Genomic DNA, 25,485 nt, shown 5'->3' on the forward strand with positions numbered 1-25,485 from the left:
GCTGCCACTCGAAGGCACGTCAGGCCTATCCCAACTCCAGCGTCGTCACGCCGAATATCCTGTTGGCGTCGAGCCTCGGCGGCGGGCCTTTGTACATGCGCGTGGTGGTGAAGGTCGATGAGAAGCCTGCCGCCACGAGCGCCGCGATGAAATCCACCTTGCTGGCCGGAACGTCGATGTGAAGGTCGCCACCTTCGCAGGCGCTCGCCAGGTCGTCGAGCAAATCCAGTGCGGTCCGTGTATCGTCGGCGAAGAGCGGGCCGATCTTGAAGCCGCTGCGGCAGGATCGCGCTACCGCGTAACCGGCCGTCCCCCGCGGCGTGATTGCTGCCAGCGCGCGATGCGGCGGCTGCAGCCATCGCTGCAGGAAGGAATGGCGGGACGCGGGAAAGCAGAGTGCGTCATACCTGATGATGTCTGGCACCAATTGCGCGGTCACCGTGGGAGGTCGTTCGGCGCCGATGGTCAAGGTTGCAGGGCGCCCGCTGTAACGAATGGTCTCGTAGAGCGGCCTGAACCCTTTGCTCTCGTAATTGGCCCGTTGCTCTTTGACGCCATCGAGGCCGATGGTGCGCCCCGCCAGCCTTGTCATGCCCGCGGTCCATACCGCCTTGCCATAGCCCTTGCTGCGCATGTCCGGCCGGCAGATGTAGAGGCCGATGAAACCAAAATCGTGCCCATAGGCCACCGCCGATATCCCGGCGACCATTTCGCTGCCGGCAAAAGCACCGATGAAACCCCTGGGATCGGCTGCCTGAAACATCGCCGCATCTTCAAGGCCGGGGTTCCAACCCTCCGCGGCCGCCCAGTCGACGAGATCGGCCAATTCTGCCAGCGACAGCGTGCGGATGATCGGTTTCATGGTGCTCATTTCGCAGCGATAGTGTTCGGTCGATGGATTTCAGCACGGGATGGCAAGTCTTGACCAGCGGCCCATATAGACGCCGCGCTTCGCATCGAGGCCAGCAGACCACCGCGGGTCGCGCAGGCCTAGCTGTCGTCCTCGCCGGCCGCCGGCTGTGCCTGTCCGGCTGCCTTGCGGCGCAGCATCTTGGCGAGCTTCCAGATCGTCGGGCTGTTCTTGACCAAGGCCTTCAGCCGCGCGCCCAGGCGAAGTGCCTGTGCCAGCCCACGGCCCTTGAGCGTCAGCGGGACCAGGACCTCGAAATGCTGCGTTTCGATATCGCACCATAGCCGCTTGTAGGGTTCGTCTCCGACGGAGAAATCATAAACCGCAAACCCACTCTGGCAGGCATTCTGGATGTTGTCGAAGAACAGGAAGTCGCCCGGGCTGGTGTTGGAGAGATCGTCCTCGGCGATCGCTCCGAACTCGCAGATCAGGCGGCTGCCCGAGCGGCTCGATCCGGTGACGGCGCGCAGCTTGCCGGCGACCTCCAGCCCGTGCAGCACGAAGTAAGGCTTGTCCTCGGCGACTGCTTGCGTGAACAGCCCTCGGAAGAAGGCGCGTGTCCGGCCGTCACCGAAGACGTTGGCAATGCCCATCTTGCGGAAGCGCTGTTCCTTCATCTCGAAGAACGCATCGAGCAGCCTCTCCACCTCGTCGGCGCTGCGTGCCTCGATGCGCCGGTGGCTGCCGACGGCCTCGAACTTGCGCGTCTGCGAACGATGCTTCTTGCGTTTGCGCTTGCCGCCGGCACGCAGCAGCAGCGCATCGAACCCGCCGCTGAGGTCGACGGCCAGCGAAAGATTGGGACTGGCGAAATGATCGAGCGATGCCAGCGGATTGGCGATGCCGTCGAGATCGGGCAGCAATCTTTCCAGCGCGATGAGATCGATATCGGGCCGGGATCTGGCGATCGCCGCGAGCATCGACCGGATGGCTGAGAGGTCGCCGCTGGCAAGCCACTGCGGGTCGGCGGCGCAGAAATTGCCATTGGCGTGGCGGCCGCCCATGAACTGGGCGACCCGGAACGGGCCGCGGTTGACCACCTCCAACGCCAGTGCGAAGGCCGGCTTGCCCTCCAGTTCAAGCGTGGCTATGAGCAGATCGGGCTTGACCTCGGCGGCCCAGTTCAAGACCCATGCCGCACTCTGCGCCGGCGCACAAAGCGCCGAACTACAGAACGTCGCATATGAGGCGAGCCCTTCGGCGGCGGCAACGGAAACCGACAGTCCCGCGGCATCCCCAGGCAGTGCGCGTGGCGAAGCCGCCGCGAGCCGCTTGCCATCAAATGACGCGGTTGCGTCAACCATACCTCAATCCTTAGGGCGTACTGATCCCGATTTGGGGGGCGCTCGGGCGTATTCCGTGCTTGGATAGCCTAGGCGCAAAAGGTGAATGAATGATCGACGGTGGGGAGGCAATCCGGAAACTGGCGCTCAACGTCGCCCGCTATACCGGCCTCGCACCGCTGGCCAGGCCGTTTGTCGGCGGCATTGGGGCCATCCTGATGCTGCACCGCGTGACGGCGACGCCTGAAAAGCCCGACAGCGTCAACCGGCACCTCAACATCGCACCCAGTTTCCTCGATGCCGTGATCTCCGACATGAGAGCGGACGGCTATGCTTTCGTCTCGATGGACGAAGCCGTGGAGCGCATCGAGGCAGGCGGCAAGGGCGGAAGGTTCGCCACCATCACCGCCGACGATGCCTATCGCGACAACATGACGGAGGCTCTGCCGGTGCTGGAGAAGCATGGCGCGCCGCTCACCATCTATGTCGCTCCCGGGCTGATCGATGGCACCGCCCACCTTTGGTGGGATGTGGTCGAGGACATCGTCAATGCCTGCGATCGCCTGACCCTGGCGACATCGAACGGCCCGACGGTGATCGATTGCGCGACCCTGGCAAGGAAACATCAGGCCATCGCCCGCCTGCACGCCTATTTCACCACCGAGGTCCGCGAGCAAGACCTGCGGACCGTGCTGCGCGAGCTAGCCGCTTCGAACGGCGTCGACGCGGACGCCCCGCGCCTGCACACGTTGATGAACTGGGATGAGATCCGCACCGTCGCCGCGCATCCGCTGGTGACGATCGGCGCCCATACGATCAACCACAGCAATCTGAAACGGCTTTCCGAGGCCGACGCGCGGCGCGAGATCGGCGCCGTCAAGGACATGCTTCGGACCGGGCTAGGCGAGGAGCCGCGCCATTTCGCCTATCCCTATGGTTACGCCAGCGCCGTTGGCTGCCGTGAAGTGGGCTTTGCGCGCGACGCCGGCTATGCCTCCGCAGTGACCACCCGCCACGGCGTGCTGCGCGCCGAACATGCCGGCTTCCTGCACGCCTTGCCGCGCATTTCGGTCAATGGCCGCTACCAGAGCCTCGCCCATATCCGCACCATGCTGTCGGGCGTGACGACGCCGCTCGCCAATGCCGGCAAGATGCTCGTCACCGTCTGACGTACGGCTGACGGGGCGGGTTCAGCGCTTGGCTCGTGGCTCCAGCATCAGCCACTTGATGATGCCCATCGCCGGCAGCACCCAGAGCAGACCGCTGAGCAGGAAGAACAGGAATTGCACCAGCGCGCCCGATTCCGACAACCGGGCGACCGCGAAGATCGAAGCGACCAGCGCGTAGATGATGACCAGCGCCAACAGCAGGAACATTCCGATCAGCTTTTTCAGGCGAATGGGCATGGTACGGTCTCGTTGATGGCTACCGCTTAGGCCGAACGCGGGACGCGCGCAACCCACGACATCGGGCGCGACGGCGTGCCGCGCTGCCCGGTCTTGCCAGCAGGAGTGCGATGGTTCACCAATCCGCGACATTCAACCCGTCGGGATATATTCATGGCCGCCATCACTGCCGCCGCGCCCTATCAGGCCCGCGACCGCGATCTGCACAACCGGGCTCTCGTGCGCGGCTGGCTGTATGTCGTGCTCCTGGTGCTGTTCGCGCTGGTGCTGGTTGGCGGCGCCACGCGGTTGACCGAATCCGGCCTGTCGATCACCCAATGGCAGCCGATCCATGGCGTCATCCCGCCGCTCAACGACGCCGAGTGGCAGGAGGAATTCCAGCGCTATCAGCAGATCCCGCAATACACCGAACTCAATAAGGGCATGAGCATCGAAGCGTTCAAGTCGATCTTCTGGTGGGAATGGGCGCATCGCCTGCTGGCGCGCAGCGTCGGCCTGGTCTTTGCCTTGCCGCTGCTGGTCTTCTGGGCGACGCGCCGCATCGAGCGCGGCCTTGGGCCGAAACTGGTCGGCATTCTGCTTCTCGGCGGCCTGCAGGGCGCCATCGGCTGGTGGATGGTGGCCTCCGGCCTGGTCGACCGCGTGTCGGTGAGCCAGTACAGGCTCGCCACGCACCTCACGCTGGCGGCACTGATCTTCACCGCGACCATGGTCGTCGCGCGCGGGCTGGCGCCGCATTCCGAATCCGCGGTCGATCGCTCGACGCAGCGTCTGGCTGGTTTCATTGTGCTTCTGGCGCTGATCCAGATCTATCTCGGCGGTCTGGTCGCCGGTCTCGACGCCGGCATGAGCTACAACACCTGGCCGCTGATGGACGGCCGGATCATCCCCGGCGATCTGCTCATCCTCGAGCCGGCGTGGCGCAACTTCTTCGAGAACCCGAAAACGGTGCAGTTCGTTCATCGACTTGGCGCCTACACGGTCTTCGCCGTCGCGCTCTGGCACATGATCGCCACGCGTCGGCGGCTGCCCGGCTCGACGCATGCGCGACGCGCGACGCTGTTGTTCGTTCTGGTATTGGTGCAGGCCTCGATCGGTATCGGTACGCTGCTGATGAAGGTGCCCCTGCATATGGCGCTGACCCATCAGGCGTTTGCGCTTGTCGTGCTGGGCTTTGCCGCCGCGCATTGGCGCGGCACCAAGGGCGCCTATCCCTTGCCCAACGAGGTTGCCGTGAGACGCTGAGTGCGGCCGATCACATCCAGAATTCGTTCGACTGCGTCGTCTTCTCGCCATCGAATTCAGCCTGACGCAATGCGGCGGCGGATGGCGTCGACTGGCTCTGAGCGGCCTTGGCAGCCTTGTCGGCGTCCGCGGCTCTCAGTGCGTCGAGCTTGGCCTGGGCGGTGGCGATATCCTGCCGCACCTGGGCTGCCTTGATCTCATCCGTGATCGCCTTGGCCTGGTCTTCCAGGTCCTGGATCTGCTTTTCGAGCGCTGCCTCCTGGGCTGCATTGCTCGAGGAAACGGACGAGGAATATTGGGTTGCCTGGGAGGAACCCGAGATCGCGCCGACCATGACAAATCCTTGGGGAGGGAGCCAGGACACGGTCTGTAGCCGATCATGGTGAACAAGCCGTTACTTCGGCTCTTCCCCGGAATCAGAAACGCGCTCGCACCGTCCGGATCGCCGCGGCAATCGTCAATTCGCGGTTCTCCTCGACCGCATTGTCGTCCTCATGGTGCCAGGCCGCGGACAGGCAACCATAGGCGATGGCATGGTCCAGTATCGCTGCCGGTGATTGTCCCTGCGCCCGGGCAAAGACCTCGGCCATATGCGCGATCCGCTCCGGGGCGAGGCAAAGTGCATCGCGGTCGAGTGGGTTGTAGAACATGTTGGCGGCATCGAAGCCGGGATCACCGAGCACGCCCTTCGGATCGATCGCCAGCCAGCCGCGCGGTCCCTGCAGGATGTTTTCGTGATGCAGGTCGCCATGCAGCGGCCTGACGTCATGCGGATTGGCCAGCAGTCGATCCGCGATGGCGCCGGCCTCGACATAGAGGCTGTCATCGCCGATGCCGCGATCGGTTGCGGCTTTCTTGAAAAGGCTGGCGAACCGCTCCCTGAGCGGCTGAAGCTCGGGCGGGTAGGGGTGCTCGGATGGCGAAGACAATTTCGCCATCACATCCGCCGCGATGGCGGTCGCTGCATTATCACCTTGCTCGTCGAGAAACCGCGACAGAAGTGTGTCCCCGCCATATTCGAGCAGCATGGAATGCCCGTCACGGCCGAGAAGCCGCACCGTGCCTTCGCCGCGCCGCCAGGCAAGGAAATGCTCGCCGCGCAACTCGTCGGCAACGTCGTCGAACGGCTTCAGCGCCTTCACGATGGCCGGTGAGCCGTCCTCGAGCCGCACCTTCCAGATGCGGCTCGAAAAGGTCTCGGCAATGAGTTCGGGTTCGCTGACCCTCCAGCGCGCTGGGAAGGCTGGCGCGTCCATCACAGACCGAGCATCAGGTCCATGTTCTGGACGGCTGCACCCGAGGCGCCCTTGCCGAGATTGTCGTAGACCGCCAGCAGCAGCGCCTGGGCTCTGCTGTCGTTGGCGAAGACATAGACCTTCATGCGGTTGGTGCCGTTGTAGATCTCCGGATCGATGTCCGGCACACGCTCCAGATGCGCGTAAGGCGCCACCTCGACCACACCGCCCTCGATCGCAGCGAAATGGTCCGCAATGGCGGCGTGAAGTTCGGCACCAGTCGGTACGCGGTCGAGGCCAGCGAGTTGCAACGGCACGACCGTGATCATGCCTTGCGCGAAATTGCCCACCGCCGGCTGCATGATCGGATCATGCGACAACTTCGCATACGCCTTCAATTCCGGCACGTGCTTGTGCTGCAGGGTCAGGCCATAAGGCAGGAACTCCGAGGCGTCCTCGCCCTTGGCGACGTAGTCTTCTATCATCGGGCGCCCGCCGCCCGAATACCCCGTAATGCCGTTGACCGCGATCGGGAAATTGGCCGGCAGCAGACCTGCGGTGACCAGTGGCCTGAGCGTCGCGATCGGCCCCTGCGGCCAGCAGCCGGGATTGGCGACGCGCCTGGCCGTGGCGATCTTCTTGGCCTGCTCCTTGTCCAACTCGGCGAAGCCATATTCCCAGCCTTCGGCCACGCGATGCGCGGTCGACGCATCGATGACCTTGGTGGTGTCGTTGGTGATCAGCGAGACGCTTTCCTTGGCTGCATCGTCGGGCAAGCACAGGATCGCGATGTCGGCGGCGTTGAGGAATTCGGCGCGCGGGGCCGTTTCCTTGCGGCGCTCGACCGGAATGGAAATGATCTCCAGATCGCCGCGCTCGGCAAGCAGCGCCCGGATCTGGAGGCCGGTGGTGCCGTGTTCGCCGTCGATGAAGATTTTCGGTTTCATTGCCTGATCAAATTCCCTGATATCTCAAAACTATATGCCGTTGCCCTGATTGACCGCGGCGCCATTGTGGTTGCCGTTGTTCAGTTCCTCGAGCCGCGCCTTTCGTTCCGCCAGCAGGCCGAGATACTGCATGGCCACCATCGAACCGGCGATCGCCGTTATATCGGCGTGATCGTAGGCCGGCGCAACCTCCACGACATCGGCGCCGACAATATCGACCTGATTGAGCTGACGCAGCGTCGACAGGATCTTCGCCGAGGATGGGCCGCCCGAAACCGGCGTGCCGGTTCCCGGGGCATAGGCCGGATCGAGGCAGTCGATGTCGAAGGTCAGATAGGTCTTCTTGCCCCCGGTGCGGTCGACGATGGCATAGGCGATATCGGAGGCGCGCATTTCCTCGATTTCATAACCATGCAGGATCTTGATGCCGAACGTGTCGGGCGCATGGGTGCGGATGCCGATCTGGATCGAGCGATCGGGATCGATGATGCCTTCCTTGACCGCGCGGCCGACGAAGGACCCATGGTCGATGCGCTTGCCGTCATCGGGCCATGTGTCCTGGTGGGCGTCGAACTGCACCAAGGCGAGCGGCCCGTGGATGGCGGCATGCGCCTTGAGCAGCGGCCAGGTGACGAAATGGTCGCCGCCGAGCGTCAGCAGGAAAGCGCCCGATTTCAGGATCTTGGACGCTTCGCGCTCGATCGTGCCGGGCGTCTTCTGATGGTTGCCCGAGTCGAGCAGGCAGTCGCCGTAATCGACCACGGCGAGGTGCTCGAACAGATCGCGCGAGAACGGGTATTGCGGGTCGTTATCGAGGATCGCGGAGGCGCGGCGGATCGCCTGCGGCCCAAACCGGGCGCCCGGCCGGTTGGTGACGGCGGCGTCGAAGGGAATGCCCCACACCACCGCATCCGCGCCCTTCACGTCCTTGGTGTATTTGCGCCGCATGAAAGACAGCGCGCCGGAATAGGTCGGCTCGAGGGCGCCACCCGTTTTGGAGCGGGCGGTGAAGGCATGGTCGATGTTCTTGGTCGCCATTACTGGTCCTCGTTTTCATCGGGGTGCAACAACTACAGAACCGGCATGGAAGATGCCAGTCACGGCCTGGGGAGACGAAACGGCGCCGCCCGGGTGCCGCGGCAAGACAGGATTTGTATCATCATGACGCAGACCGCGTTTCTTAATCCGTCGGATGCCGTGGTGTCGACCCACGCCGGCACGATCGCCGGCGATCGCTTCCAGGTTCTCGATTCGTGGCGCGGCATCTGCGCGTTGCTGGTGGCGCTGTTTCATTTTCCGACCGCCTCGGCGATCTCGCAGAGCAGCTTTATCGGTTCGGCCTATCTTTTCGTCGACTTCTTCTTCGTCCTTTCCGGCTTCGTCATCGCCTCCAGCTATGCCAATCGGCTGGGCCGACCGGAAGAGGTCGCCCGCTTTGCGCTGGTCCGTTTCGGCCGCATCTACCCGCTGCATCTGGTCATGCTTGGTGCCTTTGCCGCCTTCGAGCTGTTGCGGTTGGTGCTCCCGCAATTGCATGGCACGGGGGCTGCTCCCTTCACCGGCGGCTTCGACCTCGAGAGCTTGGCTGCCAATCTCCTTTTGCTGCAAGGTGTCGGCTTCGAGGATCGGTTGACGTGGAACGCGCCAAGCTGGAGCATTTCGGCCGAGTTTTTTGCCTATCTCCTGTTTGCCGGCGTGGTCTTCATCGCCGGCGCGCGCGCCTGGATATGGTTTGTCGCCCCCGCCGTCACCGCGCCGCTGTTCCTGCTCGGCTTCTCCATGCGTCATATGGATGTGTCCTACGATTTCGGCTTCATCCGCTGCCTCTACGGCTTCTCGCTCGGCGCCCTGTTGGCCTGGTTTCAGCATGATTCCATTGCAGGGGCGCGACAGGTTCTGCTCGCAAACGGCCCGCGGATGAGCTGGACTCTTGCCGAAATCGTCATGGTGGCCGTCATCGGTCTTTTTGTCTCGCTGGCGGGCGACAACGACGCCGGCATTGCCGCGCCCCTGGTGTTCGCCCTGGCGCTGTTCCTCTTCGCCCATGAAGGCGGCTGGATCAGCGCGTTGCTCAGGACACCGTTCATGCTGACGCTCGGTGCGCTGTCCTATTCGATCTACATGGTCCACATCTTCGTCCAGGCGCGCCTGATCAATGTCGCCGGGCTCGTCGAGCGCAAACTCGGCCTCGGCTTGATTGGCGACATCGTACTGCGTGGCGATCCCGCCACCGGCTTTGGCGCCGGCTGGACGGGGACTGTGGCGATCGTCGTCATGCTCGCCGCCACCATCGCCGTGTCTTGGGCCACATGGCGTCTGGTCGAAATGCCCGCAATGGCGTGGTTCCGCCGACTGTCGAAGCGCATCTGACCGATATCGCCGGCCAACCGCTGATGCATGTCGCCCAAAGGTGATCTCGGTTTGGAGTGCGCCCCTAGGGGTGCCTGAATCCGTTTCGACGCGACGCGCTTTAGCCGGCTTCGTTCACCTGGATGTCACTGATGTCGCCTATCCCCGGCTCGATCCGGCAAGGAGCGATTCTCGATGCGGACGATCTGGCTGAGCCTTCTGCTTTCCACCGCGCTGGCGGTCGCCTCCGGCCAGGCCTTGGCCGGCGAAACCCGCGCCAGCCAGATCCTCGACCGTTTCGAACATGCCAACCAGTGGCGCGAGCATGTCATGGTGGCTGCCCATCGCGCCGGCAGCATGCAGGCCGGCAAGACGCTCTATGCGGAAAATTCACTGGCCGCCGTGGAAGGCTCGATCGCGATCGGCGCCGAAATCGTCGAGGTCGACATCCGGCGCTCGAAGGACGGCGCGTTCATCGTCATGCACGACAGCTGGCTCGACCGCACGACAACCTGCAAGGGCGAGGTCGTCAGTTACACGCTGGCCGAGCTGAAGAGATGCCGGCTGGTGATCGAGGGCACCCATGCCGTCACCAACGAGCCTGTCTCGACGTTGCGCGAGATGCTGATGACGACAAGGGACAGAATCCTCATCAATCTCGACAACAAGCTCGAAGTCGGCGACCTCCCGGGCATGATCGCGGTGGCGCGCGACCTCGGTATGGCCGAGCAAGTCATCGTCAAGGAAAACCTGTGGAACCAGAACAGGATCACCACGGTGAAAGCCGCCATGGCAGCGACAGGCGGTGGCTTCCAGTTCATGCCGATCATCGCCGATGACGCGGTGCATGATGCCGGCTTCGCCTCGATGGTCGACCACGCCTTCGCGCCGCGCGCGATCGAGCTGATCAACTGGCGGGCTGGCGCCGAGACACTGACCGAAACCGGCGGGCCGCTGTTCAGCACCCGCATGCGCGCCGAGGCGGTGAAGGGCGACTGGCATATCTGGGCGGACACCTATGCCATCGTCAACAAGCCGGGCGGCTTCCTCGCCGGCGGCCGTGGCGACGAACTGGCGGTCCAGGCCAGCCTGCCGCGCGAAGCCTGGGGTTTCTGGGCCGATCGCGGCGCCACCATCATCCAGACCGACGAACCTAAGGCGGCGATCGACTGGCTGGCGGCAAACGGCTATCGCGTGCCTTATGCCGACGAGAAGCGGCCGACAGAACCGGCGCATACAGCCAGCATCAATTAGGAGTGGCGGCAGAGGCTGCCGATCTCCTCTCTCGTGAGAGTTGCCCGGTAGGGCGCTGTCCCAAAAGCGAAGGCCGCCCGGAGGCGGCCTTCGATATCGGAGTTCGAAACGCTCAGCGCTTCGAGAACTGGAAGGAACGACGGGCCTTGGCCTTGCCGTACTTCTTGCGCTCGACGACGCGGCTGTCGCGGGTCAGGAAGCCGCCCTTCTTGAGCACGGCGCGTAGCGCCGGCTCGTAGTAGGTCAGCGCCTTGGAGATGCCGTGACGCACCGCGCCGGCCTGGCCGGAGAGGCCGCCGCCGACGACCGTGGCGACGATGTCGTACTGGCCCGAACGGTTGGAGGCGATGATCGGCTGGTTGAGGATCATCTGCAGGACCGGACGCGCGAAATAGGTCGCGAATTCCTTGTCGTTGACGACGATCTTGCCGGAACCCGGCTTCACCCAGACGCGCGCGATGGCGTTCTTGCGCTTGCCGGTGGCATAGGCGCGGCCCGACTTGTCGAGCTTCTGGACGTGGACGGGGGCCGCGGCCTGCGTGTTGGTGTTGCCGGTGGCGGCGCCCAGTTCTGCGAGCGAGGAAAGCTCAGCCATCTTATGCGACCTTCTTGTTCTTGGAATTCAGCTTGGCCACGTCGAGGACTTCTGGCTGCTGGGCGACATGCGGATGCTCGGCACCTGCATAGACGCGCAGGTTCTTCATCTGGCGACGGCCGAGCGGACCACGCGGAACCATGCGCTCAACGGCCTTCTCGACGACACGCTCGGGGAAACGGCCCTCGAGCAGCTGGCGCGCGGTGCGCTCCTTGATGCCGCCGGGGTGGCCGGTGTGCCAGTAATAGACCTTGTCGGTGAACTTCTTGCCGGTGAACACCACCTTGTCGGCATTGATGACGATGACATTATCGCCGTCGTCGACATGCGGGGTGAAGGTCGGCTTGTGCTTGCCGCGAAGATGATTGGCGATGACTGTGGCAAGACGGCCGACGACGAGACCCTCGGCGTCGATCAGGATCCACTTCTTCACCACATCCGCAGGCTTCTGCGAAAAGGTTGTCATGTTTTCTGCTCTCGGTTTTGACCTTCACGGGGAAGGCGTTTCTTGTTGCTTGAATTGGCTAAAGACACTTGTCCCCTGCCAATAACAAAACGGCGGCCTTTGCGGGCCGCTGCTTCGTGGGGGCTTATAGGCGAGCGGAGGGATCGCGTCAAGGCAGCGGGAAAGTCTTGTAGCGCAGAAAATCCTGTAAAAACAATACGTTGGATAAAAGGTATTATTTTACCACATCAGCAGCGCGCATCGGCGGGATCGAGTAGGTACCCGTGGCGTGCGCGATCGTGTGTCCATCCGGGCCGGCGACGATGTCGATGTCGAACACCATCAGGCTCTTTCCCAGCTTCAGGATGCGGCAATGGCCGTCAATCGGCCCGGCCTCGGCCTTGCGCACGAAGTTGATGTTGAGGTTGGTGGTGACCGAGAGCGCATCCGGCCCGGCATGGCTGAGCACGCAGACATAGCCGCCGATGTCGGCCAGCGTGAACAGGGCAGGGCCTGACACCGTGCCGCCGGGACGCAAATGCCGCTCGCCGGCATTGAGCCGCACGATGCAGCCCCCTGGAAACACGTCGATCGCCTCATAGGTGGCGGCACTCTCGTTGAGTTGGGGAAAGACGGCCTCCATCAACACATTGATCTGCGCTGCGGTCAGCACCGGCTTGAGGTTGCTATGGGCGGGCATGTCGGTCTCTCGTTCTGCGCCAAGCCTGTATGGGCGCAGCCGGGCGTTTCTGGCAACATATACATTGCCCTGGCGCAAGCGATGGGTGTTGGACGAAACCCGATCCGATATTAGATACTCTGCCAGCGGAAACTCGGAGACCTAGCCATGGCCGAAATCCTTGCCATCAAGCCTGCTGCCGCCGACGAGGGTCCGGTTACGACAAGGCTGGATAAGGGAGTGCTGCGCCTGACGCTCACCAATCCGCCGGCCAACGCCCTGTCGCTGGCTGTGATGGCGGCGCTGACGGCGGAACTCGACCGCGCCAAGGCCGACAAAGCCGTTCGCGTCATCGTGCTGTCGGCGGCCGGCAAGGTGTTTTGCGCCGGCCACGACCTCAAGGAAATGACCGCGCGGCGCGCCGACACCGATCGCGGCAAGGCCTTCTTCGAAGAGACGTTTGCCGCTTGCGCCACGCTGATGCAGACGATCGTGCGCCATCCCCTGCCTGTCATCGCCGAGGTGGACGGCCTGGCGACTGCCGCCGGCCTGCAACTGGTCGCCAGTTGCGACCTTGCGATCGCCTCGCATGAGGCGACCTTCTGCACGCCGGGCGTCAATATCGGCCTGTTCTGTTCGACGCCGATGGTGGCGCTGTCACGCAACGTCTCGCGCAAGCAGGCGATGGAGATGCTCTTGACCGGCGAGACGATCGACGCGGCAACGGCGAAGGAATTCGGCCTCGTGAACCGCGTCGTGCCGCGCGAGTACCTGAATCAGATTGTCACCAAATACGCGCAAACCATTGCTTCAAAATCCTCCTTGGTGGTGAAGACCGGCAAGGAGGCCTTTTACGCGCAGGCCGAGATGGGCTTGGCGGATGCTTATGCCTATACCGGCCGCGTCATGGTCGAGAACATGCTGGCGCGAGACGCGGGAGAGGGCATTGGCGCTTTCATAGGCAAGCGCAAGCCGGAATGGACGGACGAATAGGACGACGATCATGGAACCCCGCGTCTCCATCATTACCATCGCCACCGATAATCTGGATCGCGCCGTGCGTTTCTATGAGGCGATGGGTCTGAAGCGCCACGTGGGCATCACCGACGGTGTCGCCTTCTTCCAGATGGGCGGCGCCATCCTCGGCCTGTTCCCGCGCGCCAGCGCCGAGCAGGATTCGGGCATCACCTTCGCCAAGGCGCCCTCGGCCGTCTATCTCGCCTACAACACCCGCTCCGATGCCGAAGTCGACGAGGTGCTCGCCATGGCTGAAAAGGCCGGCGGAAGGATCGTCAAGCCGGCCGGCCGCGCCTTCTGGGGCGGCTGGTACGGCTATTTCGCCGATGCGGATGGGCATGTCTGGGAAGTGGCGCACAATCCGGCCTTCCCGATCGCGGACGACGGCACGATTTCGCTGCCTGATTGATGGCTTATCGCAAGCAGCTGACACGGCTCAAGGCACCGTATCTCAAGCGCATCCTGCTCGACCCCGAGCGCGTGGCGGACTGGGAAAAATATCCCTGGAACCTGCCGCTGTTTCGCGGCCACGAGTTCGAACTCGAATTCACCACGCCCATCACCATCATCGTCGGCGAGAACGGCACCGGTAAATCCACGCTGCTCGAGGCAATCGGCGCGCTGGCCGGCTATGACGAAGCCGGCGGCGGCAAGGGCTATCGACCGGTCGACCACTCCAGTGCCATCGACAAGAGTGGAGCGGCGCTGGCGAACACATTCCGTGGCCACTGGTTGCCAAAAGTCACCGCTGGCTGGTTCTTTCGCGCCGAATCCTTCTACTCGGTGGCCCGCTACCTCGACCAGGCCGCGCAGGAGGACCCGTTCAAGCCACCGCCGCCGGATTTCCTGTCCTGGTCGCACGGCGAAGGCTTCATCCGCTTCTTCGAGGAGCGCTGCCGCAGGCAAGGCATCTATATTCTCGACGAGCCCGAAAGCGCCCTTTCACCGACGCGCCAGATCGAACTGCTGAAGATGCTGCGGCGCATGGATCAATCGGGCACCGCGCAGGTGATCATGGCGACCCATTCGCCGCTGCTGATGGCCTGTCCCGATGCGCGGCTGTTCCGCATCAGCCGCTTCGGGCTCGAGCCCGCCGACTTTCGTGATACGGACCATTTCCGCATGCTGCGCGATTTCAGCAATGACCCGGATGGTTTTCTCGCTGAGGCGTTGTATGAGGACGAGACATGAATCACGACAGCTACGACAATGCCTATATCGGCGGTATCCTCAATTCGGTGAAGACGATCGCCATGGTCGGCGCGTCGGCGAATGACGTCAGGCCGAGCTATTTCGTGCTGAAATACCTGCTGGCCAAGGGGTTTTCGGTGTTCCCGATCAATCCCGGCCAGGCCGGCAAGGAAATCCTCGGCCGAATGACCTATGCCAGGCTGGCCAACATACCGGAGCCGATCGACATGGTCGACATTTTCCGCAATGCCACGGCGGTTCCCGGCATCGTCGACGAAGTGTTGCAGCTCGATCCGTTGCCGAAAGTCATCTGGATGCAGCTTGGCGTGCGTCATGACGAGGCGGCCGCACGCGCCGAGGCGGCGGGCATCAAGGTGGTGATGAACCGCTGCCCCAAGATCGAATATGGCAAGCTCTCCGGCGAGATCGGCTGGACCGGTGTGAATTCCGGCGTACTGTCGTCCAAGAAGCCGCTGATGCGCCAAGGCTTTCAGAGTTTTGGCGTACGTCAGAAATAGGCGCAACCCAGAGGCGCAAAATTATTCCGCGGAATGCCGCATTATCCTGCGGTGTGATCGAAGGATCAACGCCGAACGGAATTTTCTTCTTTGCATTCCAGGCCGCGCTTCGCCAAGAATGCCCGGCGAATTGAGAAGTTTCAAAGGGAGGTTTCAGTGACCCGTACACCCGGTTTCAACACGCTCGCCGTCCATGCCGGCGCCAAGCCAGATCCGGCCACCGGCGCGCGCGCCACGCCGATCTACCAGACGACCTCCTTCGTCTTCGATGACGCCGACCACGCCGCCTCGCTGTTCGGGCTGAAGGCGTTCGGCAACATCTACACCCGCATCATGAACCCGACCCAGGCAGTGCTCGAAGAGCGCGTGGCGGCCCTCGAAGGCGGCACGGCTGCGCTTGCGGTTGCATCCGGCCATGCCGCGCAGGTCATCGTTTTCCACAATCTGATGCAGCCCGGCGACAATTTCGTCGCCGCCAACAAGCTTTACGGTGGTTCGATCAACCAGTTCGGCCATGCCTTCAAGAATTATGGCTGGGAGGTGCGCTGGGCCGACACCAATGATCTCTCGACCTTCGAGAACCAGATCGACGACAGGACCAAGGCGATCTTCATCGAGAGCCTGGCCAATCCGGGCGGCACCTTCGTCGATATCGAGAAGATCGGCGACATCGCCCGCAAGCATGGCCTTCCATTGATCGTCGACAACACGCTGGCCTCGCCCTACCTCATCCGCCCGATCGAGCACGGCGCCGACATCGTCGTGCATTCGCTGACCAAGTTCATGGGCGGCCATGGCAATTCGATCGGCGGCGTCATTGTCGACGGCGGCACCTTCGACTGGTCGAAATCGGGCAAGTACCCGATGCTGTCGGAACCGCGCCCCGAATATGGCGGCCTCGTGCTGCACGAAACCTTCGGCAATTTCGCTTTCGCCATAGCCGCCCGTGTGCTCGGCCTGCGCGATCTCGGTCCGGCGATCTCGCCGTTCAACGCTTTCCTCATCCTGACCGGTCTCGAAACCTTGCCGCTGCGCATGCAGCGGCACTGCGACAATGCGATCACGGTCGCCGGCTGGCTGTCCAACCATCCCAAGGTCGCCTGGGTGAATTATCCCGGCCTGCCCAGCGACAAGAACAATGCGTTGCAGAAGAAATACTCGCCTGAAGGCGCCGGCGCCGTGTTCACCTTCGGCCTCAAGGGCGGCTACGAGGCGGGCATCAAGTTCGTCGAGGCACTCGAACTCTTCTCGCACCTGGCCAATGTCGGCGACACCAAGTCGCTGGTCATCCACCCGGCGTCGACCACGCACCGCCAGCTTTCCGACGAGCAGAAGGTCAAGGCCGGTGCCGGGCCGGATACGGTGCGACTGTCCATCGGTATCGAGGACGTCACCGACATCGTCGCTGACCTCGAACAGGCGCTCGCTAAGGTCTGACCTGATATGACCGCGTTTCTTTCCGTCGACACCAAAAGCGTCGAGCCCGAATCCGGCGCGCCCGCGCCGGATCGCCTGATCTCGGGCGATCCGAAATTCCGCACCTGGAACGTCGAGGAGCGTGACGGCGGTCTCTATGCCGGCATCTGGGAATCGACCCCTGGCAAATGGCGCATCGTCTATGACGAATGGGAATTCTGCCACATTCTCTCAGGCGTCTCGGTGATCGCGGAAGAGGGTGGGGAAGCGCGCACCGTCAAGGCCGGCGACAGCTTCGTGCTGCGGCCGGGCTTCAAGGGAAGCTGGGAAGTGCTTGAAACGACTCGCAAGGAGTATGTGATCAAGCTTTGATCATCTTGCTGCCGGATATTCTCTGGCTGCTGGGCCATGGCGCCAGCCATGCTGCCGAGCCGAATCGCCACGGCGAGCGCGATCGCGCCTCTCGAAAACAATCTCATCGCAAGCCCCAGCCCACTATGGTCAGAACCGCACGGAGAGCGCCTCCAGCCCATGGAAGTGGTAAGTGTCGCGGAAGCGGGGCTGTTCGGCAAGATGCAGTTGTGGGTGCCGCTCGAACAAAGTCTTCAGCGAAACCTGCAGTTCGAGGCGGGCGAGCGGCGCGCCGATGCAGAAATGGATACCGGCGCCGAAAGACACATTCTTCTGGTCGATGCGCTCCGGCCGGAAAGCCTGCGGTTCGGCGAAGGCGTGCGGATCATGATTGGCCATGCCAAGCAAGAGCCCTATCGTCTGGCCCGGCCGCACGACGATGCCGGGCGCGATTTCGATCTCCTCATAGGCATAGCGCATGAACATATGCAGCGGCGCGTCGAGGCGCAGGCATTCCTCGACCGTCGCTGCCGTCGTTTCGGGGGAGGTGAAGAAGCGGCGCGGGTCGCCGCCTTGTGCCAGGATGGAATGGACGGCATTGCCGGTCTGGTGCACGGTTGCTTCATGGCCGGCATTGAGCAACAGGATGGCAGAGGAGACCAGTTCGTCCTCGGACAATTTCTGTCCGTCTTCCTGCGCCGAGATCAGCAGCGACAGCAGATCATCGGCCGGCTTCTTGCGCCGCTCGGTGACGTAGCCGCGCAGGAAATCGGAAAATTCGCGTGCCGCGCCATTGGCCGTCTCCTCGGTCTCGCGGGTGCGGCCATGGATGTACATGGCGACCATCTGATGCGACCAGTCGAGTAGTTGCGGCCCCATCTCCACCGGCACGCCGAGCATTTCGGCGATGATGGTGATCGGCAGCGGGGAGGCGAAGGCCGGCAGGAGGTCAAAGGCCTTGCCAGGTTCGAAACGATCGATCAATTCGTTGGCGAGTGCCTCGACACGCGGCCGCAACCGTTCGACCTGACGCGAGACGAAGGCACGGTTGACCAGTGTCCTCAGCCGCGTGTGCACCGGCGGCTCCAGTTCCAGCATCGAGTTGGCTTCGATGCCGTCGAACGCCTCGAGATGGGTCCTGTCCTGGCCGACACCGTGGCTGTCTGGGATGCCGGCAGGGTTCTGGCGGCCGAAACGGCGGTCGCGCAGCAGTCTGTTGACATCGCCGAAGCCGCCAAAACACCAGAAGCCGAACTCTTCCCAGAAAAATGCATTCGATGCGTCATGCAGGAGGCCGTAGGCCTCGTACGGGTTCATGAAGAAAGCCGGTTCGCGCGGGTCGAGCCTCAGCCGGCGTGTGGCTGGATCAAAGGCCAGATACGGGAGCGTCGATTTGGTCATGCCAGACCCATAGCGCGGCTTGCCAGCCCGGTTCCAGACCGTATGTTGCGTTCGGCAGCCTGATGCATTGAGCCAGCCAGCAGGGTTGCGGAAGGTCTGAACGGATGAATGTGATCGTCGTCGGCGCGGGTATCGCCGGTCTCTCCACGGCGTGGTCGCTGGTCAAGGCAGGCCACGCCGTCTCGATCGTCGAGCAGGGGCCGATCCCCAATCCGCTGGCGGCATCGGGCGACCATCACCGCATCATCCGCCGTGCCTACCGCGCTGGAACCGGCTATGGGCGGCTGATCACCGAAGCCTACGAGGCCTGGGACGAGATGTGGGCCGATCTCGGCGAGAACCACCTCGATCCCAGGGGATTCGTCTGCGTTTCGCGCGAGCCCGGCGATGAGGCGGAGGAATACCGCGAGGGTCTGGAAGAGGGCAATTTCCCTTTCGAATTGCTGGAGCCGGACGCAGCCGTCGAGCGCTGGCCGTTCCTTGAGACCGGCTCGTTCCGCTACGCCTATTTTTCGCCCGAAGGCGGCGCGCTGCATTGCCGCAAGATCGCGGTCGGGCTGGCCAGATGGCTGCGCGCCAACGGCGCCAACGTCTACGAGCACAGCAAGGTGACGGAGATCGATGCAGAGGCCGGCCATATCGTGCTGGAAAGCGGCGAGACGATGCAGGCAGACCGCATCGTCGTTGCCGCTGGCGCCTGGGTGCTGAAGCTATTCCCCGAGCTCGGCGGCGAATTGAAGACTTTTCGCACCGCGCTCGCCTATGTCGAGCCCCCGGCCGATCTCGAGGCCGCATGGGAGGCCGCGCCCGTCATTCTCGATGTCGGCGGCAAGACCGATGGCTATATGATCCCGCTAACCCGCGGCGCCGGAATGAAATTCGGCTCGGGCCTGCACAAGGTGCCGACCAGCGATGCCGACTGGAACCGCGAGCCTGTGCCCGGCGAGGGCGAGGCGATCCGCAACCTGTTTTCGCCGCCGATCGCCCGCATCGAGGAGTACAAGGTGACCGAAGTGGTCACCTGCGCCTACACCTTCACCGAGGACGAGAAATTCCTGGTGCATGAGACAGGCAAGTGCCTGGTCGTCTCGGCCTGTTCCGGCCACGGCTACAAATTTGGCGCGGCAGTGGGGCGCCGTGTGGCCAAAGCCATCGGCGACGGCGATGTCACCGGCCTCAAGGCCTGGCTACGGGCCGAGGTGGCCTAAGCTCAATCCTGGCAATGCCTCGGAATATGTACGCGCCGCCAGCCGGATGAGCCTTCGCGCACCAGAACGCGGCGCGGGACGGTCCGGTAGGAGGCGGGAACATCGATGACGCGCCTTTGCTCGGGCCGCACCAGCACCTCCTCGGCGATGCTGTCATATTGCGCCGGAATGACGACACGCCGCGTGCGCTCCGGCTGGATCACCACCGTCTCGGCGACGCTTTCGTAGCGTGCCTTGTGCCAAACCTTGCACAGCACCCGGTGGCCATGGATGACGCGCCATTCCCAGGAATAGCCGCCGCCATCGACCCTGACGGTGTGGTAGACTGTCCGGGTGATTGCCGGGACCACTTCGTACCTAACCTGTGCCGGCACGGTCATCACCACGCGCCCGCGGGTGCCGTAGATCGGCGGGTCATAGTCGACGATCTGCTGGCCGGGAGGGCTGACCATGACGTCTTCGTAGACGGTGTCGTAAACGGCCGGTGTGCGGACGGGCTCGTAGCATTCGACGGCGCGGCCGCCTGCCGCCGTTTGCGAAATCGAGCCGAGCAGGGTCAGCCCGGCAATGGTGAAGCATGCGGTTTTCCCGGACATGGCACTCCCCCGTTTGAACTGCAGGCACAAGTTCAACGTTGAATTGTAGGGGAAGCCATTGCGGAGAAAAGCGGCTTCGGCGCATTTCGTTAAGTGACGAGGTTAAGAAACTGCTACCTGGCGGGGGCAGGCTCGGTATTTCGGGGCGGCGTGGCATCAGCTGCTGCTAATCCTTGCCCGGAAGCTTGATTCGACTTACCCAGATGGCTAGGACGGGTCGGCCTTGCACAAGGATGAGCCGGCATCCTATTTACATCTTGACGATCCAGAACCGATTCTGCCCGAACTGCCAGCCTGTCCGGCGCCGGAAATCCCACCGCGAGAAGAGATAACTGATGAAGAATCCCGTCGAAACCTACATGAACCTCGTTCCGATGGTGGTCGAACAGACCAATCGCGGCGAGCGGGCCTACGACATTTTCTCGCGCCTCCTCAAGGAGCGCATCATTTTCATCACCGGTCCGGTCGAGGACGGCATGGCGACGCTGGTCTGCGCGCAGCTCCTGTTCCTCGAAGCCGAGAACCCGAAGAAGGAAATCAACCTCTACATCAATTCGCCGGGCGGCGTCGTCACCTCCGGTATGGCGATCTACGACACCATGCAGTTCATCAAGCCGGCCGTGTCGACGCTGTGCATCGGCCAGGCGGCCTCGATGGGCTCGCTGCTGCTGACCGCCGGCCACAAGGACATGCGCTTTGCCACGCCGAACGCCCGTATCATGGTTCACCAGCCGTCCGGTGGCTTCCAGGGCCAGGCGTCCGATATTGAGCGTCACGCCCAGGACATCATCAAGCTGAAGCGTCGCCTCAACGAGGTCTATGTCAAGCACACCGGCAAGAGCTATGAAGAGATCGAGAAGACGCTCGACCGCGACCATTTCATGACCGCCGACGAGGCCAAGGATTTCGGCCTGATCGACAAGGTCATTTCGTCGCGCGAGGCGGCCGAGGGAGCGTTGGCATAAAGGCTGGTTGGCAGTTGGATGGCACCATCACGCGCTTTTGGCGCGTCTTGCGTCATTTCGGCCACAATTGGCTGTTCCCTCGGAGGTCGGGATTGCCTACGTTAAGGCTATGTTGATTTTCGACGGCTTAGCTTTGCGTGGGGAAGCTGCGAATCATTGCCACGTTTTCTGATTTGTGTTTCGTATGGAATACGTTGCGGGAGCCGGAAGACTGGCGGCGGCGGATTCCCGCGATAAATAGAGTATGCGCCCTTTCAGCCAGACCATCGGCGGGCGGCCATGAAAGGACATGAAATGAGCAAGGTCGGCAACAACAGCGGTGATTCCAAGAACACGCTCTATTGCTCGTTTTGCGGCAAAAGCCAGCATGAGGTGCGCAAGCTGATCGCCGGCCCAACGGTGTTCATCTGCGACGAGTGCGTCGAGCTGTGCATGGACATCATCCGCGAGGAGAACAAGACCTCGATGGTGAAGTCGCGCGAGGGCGTGCCGACCCCGCAGGAGATCCTCAAGGTTCTCGACGACTACGTCATCGGTCAGCCCTACGCCAAGCGCGTGCTGTCGGTGGCGGTCCACAACCATTACAAGCGCCTCGCGCATGCCGGCAAGAACAACGATGTGGAGTTGGCCAAGTCCAACATCCTGCTGATCGGCCCGACCGGCTGCGGCAAGACGCTGCTGGCGCAGACGCTGGCCCGCATCATCGACGTGCCCTTCACCATGGCGGACGCCACGACGCTGACCGAGGCCGGTTATGTCGGCGAGGACGTCGAGAACATCATCCTGAAGTTGTTGCAGTCGGCCGACTACAATGTCGAGCGCGCCCAGCGCGGGATCGTCTACATCGACGAAATCGACAAGATTTCGCGCAAGTCCGACAATCCCTCGATCACCCGCGACGTGTCGGGCGAGGGCGTGCAGCAAGCGCTGCTCAAGATCATGGAAGGCACGGTCGCCTCCGTCCCGCCGCAGGGCGGCCGCAAGCACCCGCAGCAGGAGTTCCTGCAGGTCGACACCGCCAACATCCTGTTCATCTGCGGCGGTGCCTTCGCCGGGCTGGACAAGATCATCTCGGACCGCGGCAGGAAGACATCGATCGGTTTTGGCGCAATCGTCGCGTCGCCGGAGGATCGCCGCACGGGTGACGTTTTCCGCCTGGTCGAGCCCGAGGATCTGTTGAAATTCGGCCTCATTCCGGAGTTCGTCGGTCGTCTGCCGGTCCTGGCGACGCTGGAGGATCTCGACGAGCCGGCATTGATCCAGATCCTGACCGAACCGAAGAACGCGTTGGTCAAGCAGTATCAGCGCCTGTTCGAGATGGAAAATGTCGACCTGACCTTCCACGAGAACGCGCTTTCGGCGATCGCCAAGCGCGCCATCGAGCGCAAGACCGGTGCGCGCGGCCTGCGTTCGATCATGGAAGCGATCCTGCTCGACACGATGTTCGAACTGCCCGCGCTCGAAGGCGTGCGCGAGGTGGTGATTTCGGAAGAAGTGGTGACCGGCAGCGCCCGGCCGCTCTACATCTATTCCGAACAGAAGGAAAAGAAGGGCAATGTCAGCGCCTGATATGGCACTTGGCCCTATATTTTTGTGGAACGGCGCCCTTGCGGCGCCGTTTTGCTGTGAGGAACCGGCACACCTTCGCGATGGAATGGATTGCGGACCATGTTAACTCTTGATCTTTGGCCCGCCTGCATCCACCTAACACGAGAAGGCCGAGGTGCCCGATTTCTGTGCTGTAAAACTCCCGTCATAAACGGTGGTAGGCGGAACGATCCCCGGTCGTTAATATGAGATTCGCGGTTGGCCTGATGGTGGCCGCGACATGAAAGGTTGGACAATGGCCAAAATATCCAAGGCTCCCAGCGACGGCGTCTTTGCAGTCCTCCCACTGCGCGACATCGTGGTGTTCCCGCACATGATCGTTCCGCTCTTCGTAGGGCGCGAAAAGTCCATCAAGGCGCTGGAAGAGGTGATGGGTCAGGAAAAGCAGATCCTGCTTGCCACCCAGATGAATGCCGCCGATGACGATCCCGAGCCCGATGCGATCTTCGACATCGGCACGCTCGCCAATGTGCTGCAATTGCTGAAGCTGCCCGACGGCACCGTCAAGGTTCTGGTCGAAGGCGCCTCGCGTGCGAAAATCGTCTCCTTCACCGACCGTCCCGACTTCCACGAGGCCAAGGCCACGGCGCTGGTCGAGCCGGAAGAGGAAGAGGTCGAGGTCGAGGCTCTGGCCCGCTCGGTCGTCACCGACTTCGAGAACTACGTCAAGCTGAACAAGAAGATATCGCCCGAAGTGGTGGGTGCCGCCAGCCAGATCGACGACTATTCAAAGCTCGCCGACACGGTTGCCTCGCATCTCGCCATCAAGATCCCTGAAAAGCAGGAGATGCTGGCCACGCTTTCCGTCAAGGAGCGGCTGGAAAAGGCGATGGGCTTCATGGAAGCCGAAATCTCCGTCCTGCAGGTGGAGAAGCGCATCCGCTCGCGCGTCAAGCGCCAGATGGAGAAGACGCAGCGCGAATACTACCTCAACGAGCAGATGAAGGCGATCCAGAAGGAGCTCGGCGAAGGCGAGGATGGCCGCGACGAGGCCGCCGAGATCGAGGCGCGCATCAAGAAGACCAAGCTCTCCAAGGAGGCTCGGGAAAAGGCGGAAGCCGAGTTGAAGAAGCTCAGGACGATGTCGCCGATGTCGGCTGAATCGACCGTCGTGCGCAACTATCTCGATTGGCTGCTGTCGATCCCGTGGGGCAAGAACTCCAAGGTCAAGCAGGACCTGGCCTACGCGCAGAACGTCCTCGACACCGATCACTTCGGCCTCGACAAGGTCAAGGACCGCATTGTCGAGTACCTTGCCGTGCAAAGCCGCCAGAAGAAGCTGAAGGGGCCGATCCTGTGCCTCGTCGGCCCTCCCGGCGTCGGCAAGACCTCGCTCGGCAAGTCGATCGCCAAGGCAACCGGTCGCGAATTCATCCGCATGGCGCTCGGCGGCGTGCGTGACGAGGCCGAGATCCGCGGTCACCGGCGCACCTATATCGGCTCGATGCCCGGCAAGGTCATCCAGTCGATGAAAAAGGCAAAGAAGTCCAATCCGCTCTTCCTGCTCGACGAGATCGACAAGATGGGCCAGGACTTCCGTGGCGACCCGTCTTCGGCGCTGCTCGAGGTGCTCGATCCCGAACAGAACTCGACGTTCATGGACCATTACCTCGAGGTCGAATACGACCTGTCGAGCGTGATGTTCGTGACGACGGCGAACACGCTGAACATCCCTGCGCCCTTGATGGACCGCATGGAGATCATCCGTATCGCCGGCTACACCGAGGACGAGAAGATCGAGATCGCCAAGCGGCACCTGATGCCGAAGGTGATCCGCGATCACGCGCTGCAGCCGAAGGAGTTCTCCGTCGGTGAGGACGCGATCCGCGCCATCATCCAGACCTACACCCGTGAAGCGGGCGTCAGAAGCCTGGAGCGCGAGCTGATGAAGCTCGGGCGCAAGGCGGTGACCGAGATCCTGAAGACGAAGAAGAAGACGGTGAGCATCACGGCGGCGAACCTCTCCGACTACCTCGGTGTTCAGCGCTACCGTTTCGGCCAGGTCGAGGCTGACGATCAGGTCGGTGTCGTCACCGGTCTTGCCTGGACGGAGGTCGGCGGCGAGCTGCTGACGGTCGAAGGCGTCATGATGCCCGGCAAGGGCCGCATGACAGTGACCGGCAATCTGCGCGACGTGATGAAGGAATCGATTTCGGCGGCGGCCTCCTATGTCCGTTCGCGCGCCATCGATTTCGGCATCGAGCCGCCGCTGTTCGACAAGCGCGACATCCACGTGCACTTGCCGGAAGGCGCCACGCCGAAGGACGGTCCGTCCGCGGGCGCGGCCATGGCCACGGCCATTGTGTCGGTGCTGACGGGTATTCCGGTTCGGGCCGATGTGGCGATGACTGGCGAGATAACGCTTCGCGGCCGCATCTTGCCGATCGGTGGCCTCAAGGAGAAGCTGCTCGCCGCACTGCGTGGCGGCATCAAGAAGGTGCTCATCCCGGAAGACAACGCCAAGGATCTGGCGGAGATTCCGGACAACGTGAAGAACGGCATGGAAATCATTCCGGTCTCACGCGTCGGTGAGGTGTTGCGCCACGCGCTGGTGCGGATGCCGGAGCCGATCGAATGGGTCGAACCGGTCAATCCGCCGGCCGCGACCGACAGCGCCGACGATGCCGGAAAGTCGCTTGCGCATTAGGGCGCTGCGCGTCCAGCGCAAAGGACGCTCCAATACTGGGGATTTGCGCATGGTCCTTTCGGAAAACCGACCGCGGTTTTCAGGGCCATGCGTTAGAAATCGCTAAGGTTGCAGCGCACAAACAGAAAGCCGGGCTTCGCGCCCGGCTTTTTCATGTGAAAAACCCCGGAATTCCGGGCTTTTTCCGCTTTTTTCCTGCCTTTTCGACTTGGTTGCGGG

The 25,485-nt window shown here is 62.8% G+C and carries 26 protein-coding genes; 14 read left to right on the forward strand and 12 right to left on the reverse strand.

All coding sequences use genetic code 11. The features are described 5' to 3' along the window. Window positions 1-25: 25 nt before the first annotated feature. On the reverse strand, window positions 26-862 hold the full coding sequence (locus LB543_RS01920) for a GNAT family N-acetyltransferase (protein ID WP_224612680.1): 837 nt from the start codon (window positions 860-862) through the stop codon (window positions 26-28). A 128-nt stretch (window positions 863-990) separates the two neighbouring features. Next, the gene (locus LB543_RS01925) at window positions 991-2,214 is read right to left on the reverse strand and encodes a GNAT family N-acetyltransferase (RefSeq protein ID WP_224612681.1); all 1,224 of its coding nucleotides are present in this window, start codon (window positions 2,212-2,214) and stop codon (window positions 991-993) included. Between the two features lie 89 nt (window positions 2,215-2,303). Between LB543_RS01925 and LB543_RS01930 the strand changes: the two genes are divergently transcribed. Continuing rightward, window positions 2,304-3,362: a polysaccharide deacetylase family protein gene (locus tag LB543_RS01930; protein ID WP_224612682.1), complete on the forward strand. Its 1,059-nt coding sequence runs from the start codon at window positions 2,304-2,306 to the stop codon at window positions 3,360-3,362. Window positions 3,363-3,383: 21 nt separating this feature from the next. Here the strand turns inward: LB543_RS01930 and LB543_RS01935 are convergent, their stop codons facing one another. Continuing rightward, window positions 3,384-3,599: a DUF2842 domain-containing protein gene (locus LB543_RS01935; protein ID WP_027143610.1), complete on the reverse strand. Its 216-nt coding sequence runs from the start codon at window positions 3,597-3,599 to the stop codon at window positions 3,384-3,386. Between the two features lie 153 nt (window positions 3,600-3,752). Here LB543_RS01935 and LB543_RS01940 point away from each other — a divergent pair, with 153 nt between their 5' ends. Continuing rightward, entirely contained in the window at window positions 3,753-4,844 is a 1,092-nt protein-coding gene (locus tag LB543_RS01940; protein ID WP_224612684.1) for a COX15/CtaA family protein, read from the forward strand. Between the two features lie 10 nt (window positions 4,845-4,854). Here the strand turns inward: LB543_RS01940 and LB543_RS01945 are convergent, their stop codons facing one another. The 4 genes from LB543_RS01945 to speB all read right to left on the reverse strand — a co-directional run bounded on the left by LB543_RS01945 (window position 4,855) and on the right by speB (window position 8,064). Continuing rightward, window positions 4,855-5,178, reverse strand: a complete 324-nt coding sequence (locus tag LB543_RS01945) for a hypothetical protein (protein ID WP_224612686.1) — start codon at window positions 5,176-5,178, stop codon at window positions 4,855-4,857. 82 nt (window positions 5,179-5,260) lie between these two features. Then, window positions 5,261-6,103: an aminoglycoside phosphotransferase family protein gene (locus tag LB543_RS01950; RefSeq protein WP_224612688.1), complete on the reverse strand. Its 843-nt coding sequence runs from the start codon at window positions 6,101-6,103 to the stop codon at window positions 5,261-5,263. Continuing rightward, a complete protein-coding gene (argC, locus tag LB543_RS01955; RefSeq protein WP_224612690.1) occupies window positions 6,100-7,026 on the reverse strand; it encodes an N-acetyl-gamma-glutamyl-phosphate reductase in 927 nt (308 codons plus the stop codon). Before argC ends, LB543_RS01950 begins: the two co-directional genes overlap by 4 nt. A gap of 30 nt (window positions 7,027-7,056) precedes the next feature. Further along, window positions 7,057-8,064: an agmatinase gene (gene speB / locus LB543_RS01960; RefSeq protein WP_224612692.1), complete on the reverse strand. Its 1,008-nt coding sequence runs from the start codon at window positions 8,062-8,064 to the stop codon at window positions 7,057-7,059. 123 nt (window positions 8,065-8,187) lie between these two features. On the opposite strand from speB, the gene LB543_RS01965 reads away from it, so the two are divergent. Both LB543_RS01965 and LB543_RS01970 read left to right on the forward strand, forming a co-directional pair. Beyond that, window positions 8,188-9,396 carry an acyltransferase family protein gene (locus LB543_RS01965; RefSeq protein WP_224612695.1) on the forward strand — a complete coding sequence of 403 codons (1,209 nt, stop codon included), beginning with the start codon at window positions 8,188-8,190 and terminating at the stop codon, window positions 9,394-9,396. Window positions 9,397-9,570: 174 nt separating this feature from the next. Continuing rightward, window positions 9,571-10,629 (forward strand): glycerophosphodiester phosphodiesterase family protein, encoded by a 1,059-nt coding sequence (locus LB543_RS01970; protein ID WP_224612697.1) that lies wholly within the window; start codon window positions 9,571-9,573, stop codon window positions 10,627-10,629. Window positions 10,630-10,741: 112 nt separating this feature from the next. Here LB543_RS01970 and rpsI read toward each other — a convergent pair whose 3' ends face one another. The 3 genes from rpsI to LB543_RS01985 all read right to left on the reverse strand — a co-directional run bounded on the left by rpsI (window position 10,742) and on the right by LB543_RS01985 (window position 12,369). Next, entirely contained in the window at window positions 10,742-11,224 is a 483-nt protein-coding gene (gene rpsI / locus LB543_RS01975; RefSeq protein WP_010915637.1) for a 30S ribosomal protein S9, read from the reverse strand. A 1-nt stretch (window position 11,225) separates the two neighbouring features. Beyond that, complete coding sequence (gene rplM / locus LB543_RS01980) at window positions 11,226-11,690, reverse strand: 50S ribosomal protein L13 (protein ID WP_010915638.1); 465 nt, start codon at window positions 11,688-11,690, stop codon at window positions 11,226-11,228. A gap of 214 nt (window positions 11,691-11,904) precedes the next feature. Next, window positions 11,905-12,369, reverse strand: coding sequence for a PaaI family thioesterase (locus tag LB543_RS01985; RefSeq protein WP_224612699.1), 465 nt, complete (start codon window positions 12,367-12,369; stop codon window positions 11,905-11,907). 147 nt (window positions 12,370-12,516) lie between these two features. Here LB543_RS01985 and LB543_RS01990 point away from each other — a divergent pair, with 147 nt between their 5' ends. From LB543_RS01990 to LB543_RS02015, 6 genes are all read left to right on the forward strand, one after another. Further along, entirely contained in the window at window positions 12,517-13,341 is an 825-nt protein-coding gene (locus tag LB543_RS01990; protein ID WP_224612702.1) for an enoyl-CoA hydratase, read from the forward strand. Between the two features lie 10 nt (window positions 13,342-13,351). Next, on the forward strand, window positions 13,352-13,774 hold the full coding sequence (locus LB543_RS01995; protein WP_224612704.1) for a VOC family protein: 423 nt from the start codon (window positions 13,352-13,354) through the stop codon (window positions 13,772-13,774). Continuing rightward, a complete protein-coding gene (locus LB543_RS02000) occupies window positions 13,774-14,556 on the forward strand; it encodes an AAA family ATPase (RefSeq protein ID WP_140809227.1) in 783 nt (260 codons plus the stop codon). The genes LB543_RS01995 and LB543_RS02000 overlap by 1 nt, the downstream gene beginning before the upstream one ends. Beyond that, window positions 14,553-15,074: a CoA-binding protein gene (locus LB543_RS02005; protein WP_224612706.1), complete on the forward strand. Its 522-nt coding sequence runs from the start codon at window positions 14,553-14,555 to the stop codon at window positions 15,072-15,074. Before LB543_RS02000 ends, LB543_RS02005 begins: the two co-directional genes overlap by 4 nt. A gap of 156 nt (window positions 15,075-15,230) precedes the next feature. Next, a complete protein-coding gene (locus tag LB543_RS02010) occupies window positions 15,231-16,511 on the forward strand; it encodes an O-acetylhomoserine aminocarboxypropyltransferase (protein ID WP_140755300.1) in 1,281 nt (426 codons plus the stop codon). A gap of 6 nt (window positions 16,512-16,517) precedes the next feature. Beyond that, the gene (locus LB543_RS02015) at window positions 16,518-16,862 is read left to right on the forward strand and encodes a cupin domain-containing protein (RefSeq protein WP_224612716.1); all 345 of its coding nucleotides are present in this window, start codon (window positions 16,518-16,520) and stop codon (window positions 16,860-16,862) included. Window positions 16,863-16,991: 129 nt separating this feature from the next. Here the strand turns inward: LB543_RS02015 and LB543_RS02020 are convergent, their stop codons facing one another. After that, the gene (locus tag LB543_RS02020; RefSeq protein ID WP_224612718.1) at window positions 16,992-18,242 is read right to left on the reverse strand and encodes a cytochrome P450; all 1,251 of its coding nucleotides are present in this window, start codon (window positions 18,240-18,242) and stop codon (window positions 16,992-16,994) included. Between the two features lie 104 nt (window positions 18,243-18,346). Here LB543_RS02020 and LB543_RS02025 point away from each other — a divergent pair, with 104 nt between their 5' ends. Then, window positions 18,347-19,450, forward strand: coding sequence for an NAD(P)/FAD-dependent oxidoreductase (locus LB543_RS02025; RefSeq protein ID WP_224612720.1), 1,104 nt, complete (start codon window positions 18,347-18,349; stop codon window positions 19,448-19,450). Window positions 19,451-19,452: 2 nt separating this feature from the next. Here the strand turns inward: LB543_RS02025 and LB543_RS02030 are convergent, their stop codons facing one another. Beyond that, entirely contained in the window at window positions 19,453-20,046 is a 594-nt protein-coding gene (locus tag LB543_RS02030) for a hypothetical protein (RefSeq protein WP_224612721.1), read from the reverse strand. A 335-nt stretch (window positions 20,047-20,381) separates the two neighbouring features. On the opposite strand from LB543_RS02030, the gene clpP reads away from it, so the two are divergent. The 3 genes from clpP (at window position 20,382) to lon (ending at window position 25,266) form a co-directional block, all read left to right on the forward strand. Beyond that, the gene (clpP, locus tag LB543_RS02035; protein ID WP_140809241.1) at window positions 20,382-21,011 is read left to right on the forward strand and encodes an ATP-dependent Clp endopeptidase proteolytic subunit ClpP; all 630 of its coding nucleotides are present in this window, start codon (window positions 20,382-20,384) and stop codon (window positions 21,009-21,011) included. A gap of 294 nt (window positions 21,012-21,305) precedes the next feature. Continuing rightward, window positions 21,306-22,580, forward strand: coding sequence for an ATP-dependent Clp protease ATP-binding subunit ClpX (gene clpX, locus LB543_RS02040; protein WP_023759839.1), 1,275 nt, complete (start codon window positions 21,306-21,308; stop codon window positions 22,578-22,580). A gap of 274 nt (window positions 22,581-22,854) precedes the next feature. Then, the gene (gene lon, locus LB543_RS02045; RefSeq protein ID WP_224612723.1) at window positions 22,855-25,266 is read left to right on the forward strand and encodes an endopeptidase La; all 2,412 of its coding nucleotides are present in this window, start codon (window positions 22,855-22,857) and stop codon (window positions 25,264-25,266) included. Window positions 25,267-25,485 lie beyond the last annotated feature (219 nt).

Origin of the sequence: Mesorhizobium sp. ESP7-2 (genome assembly GCF_020164715.1) — a bacterium.
Classification (GTDB): Bacteria; Pseudomonadota; Alphaproteobacteria; order Rhizobiales; family Rhizobiaceae; genus Mesorhizobium.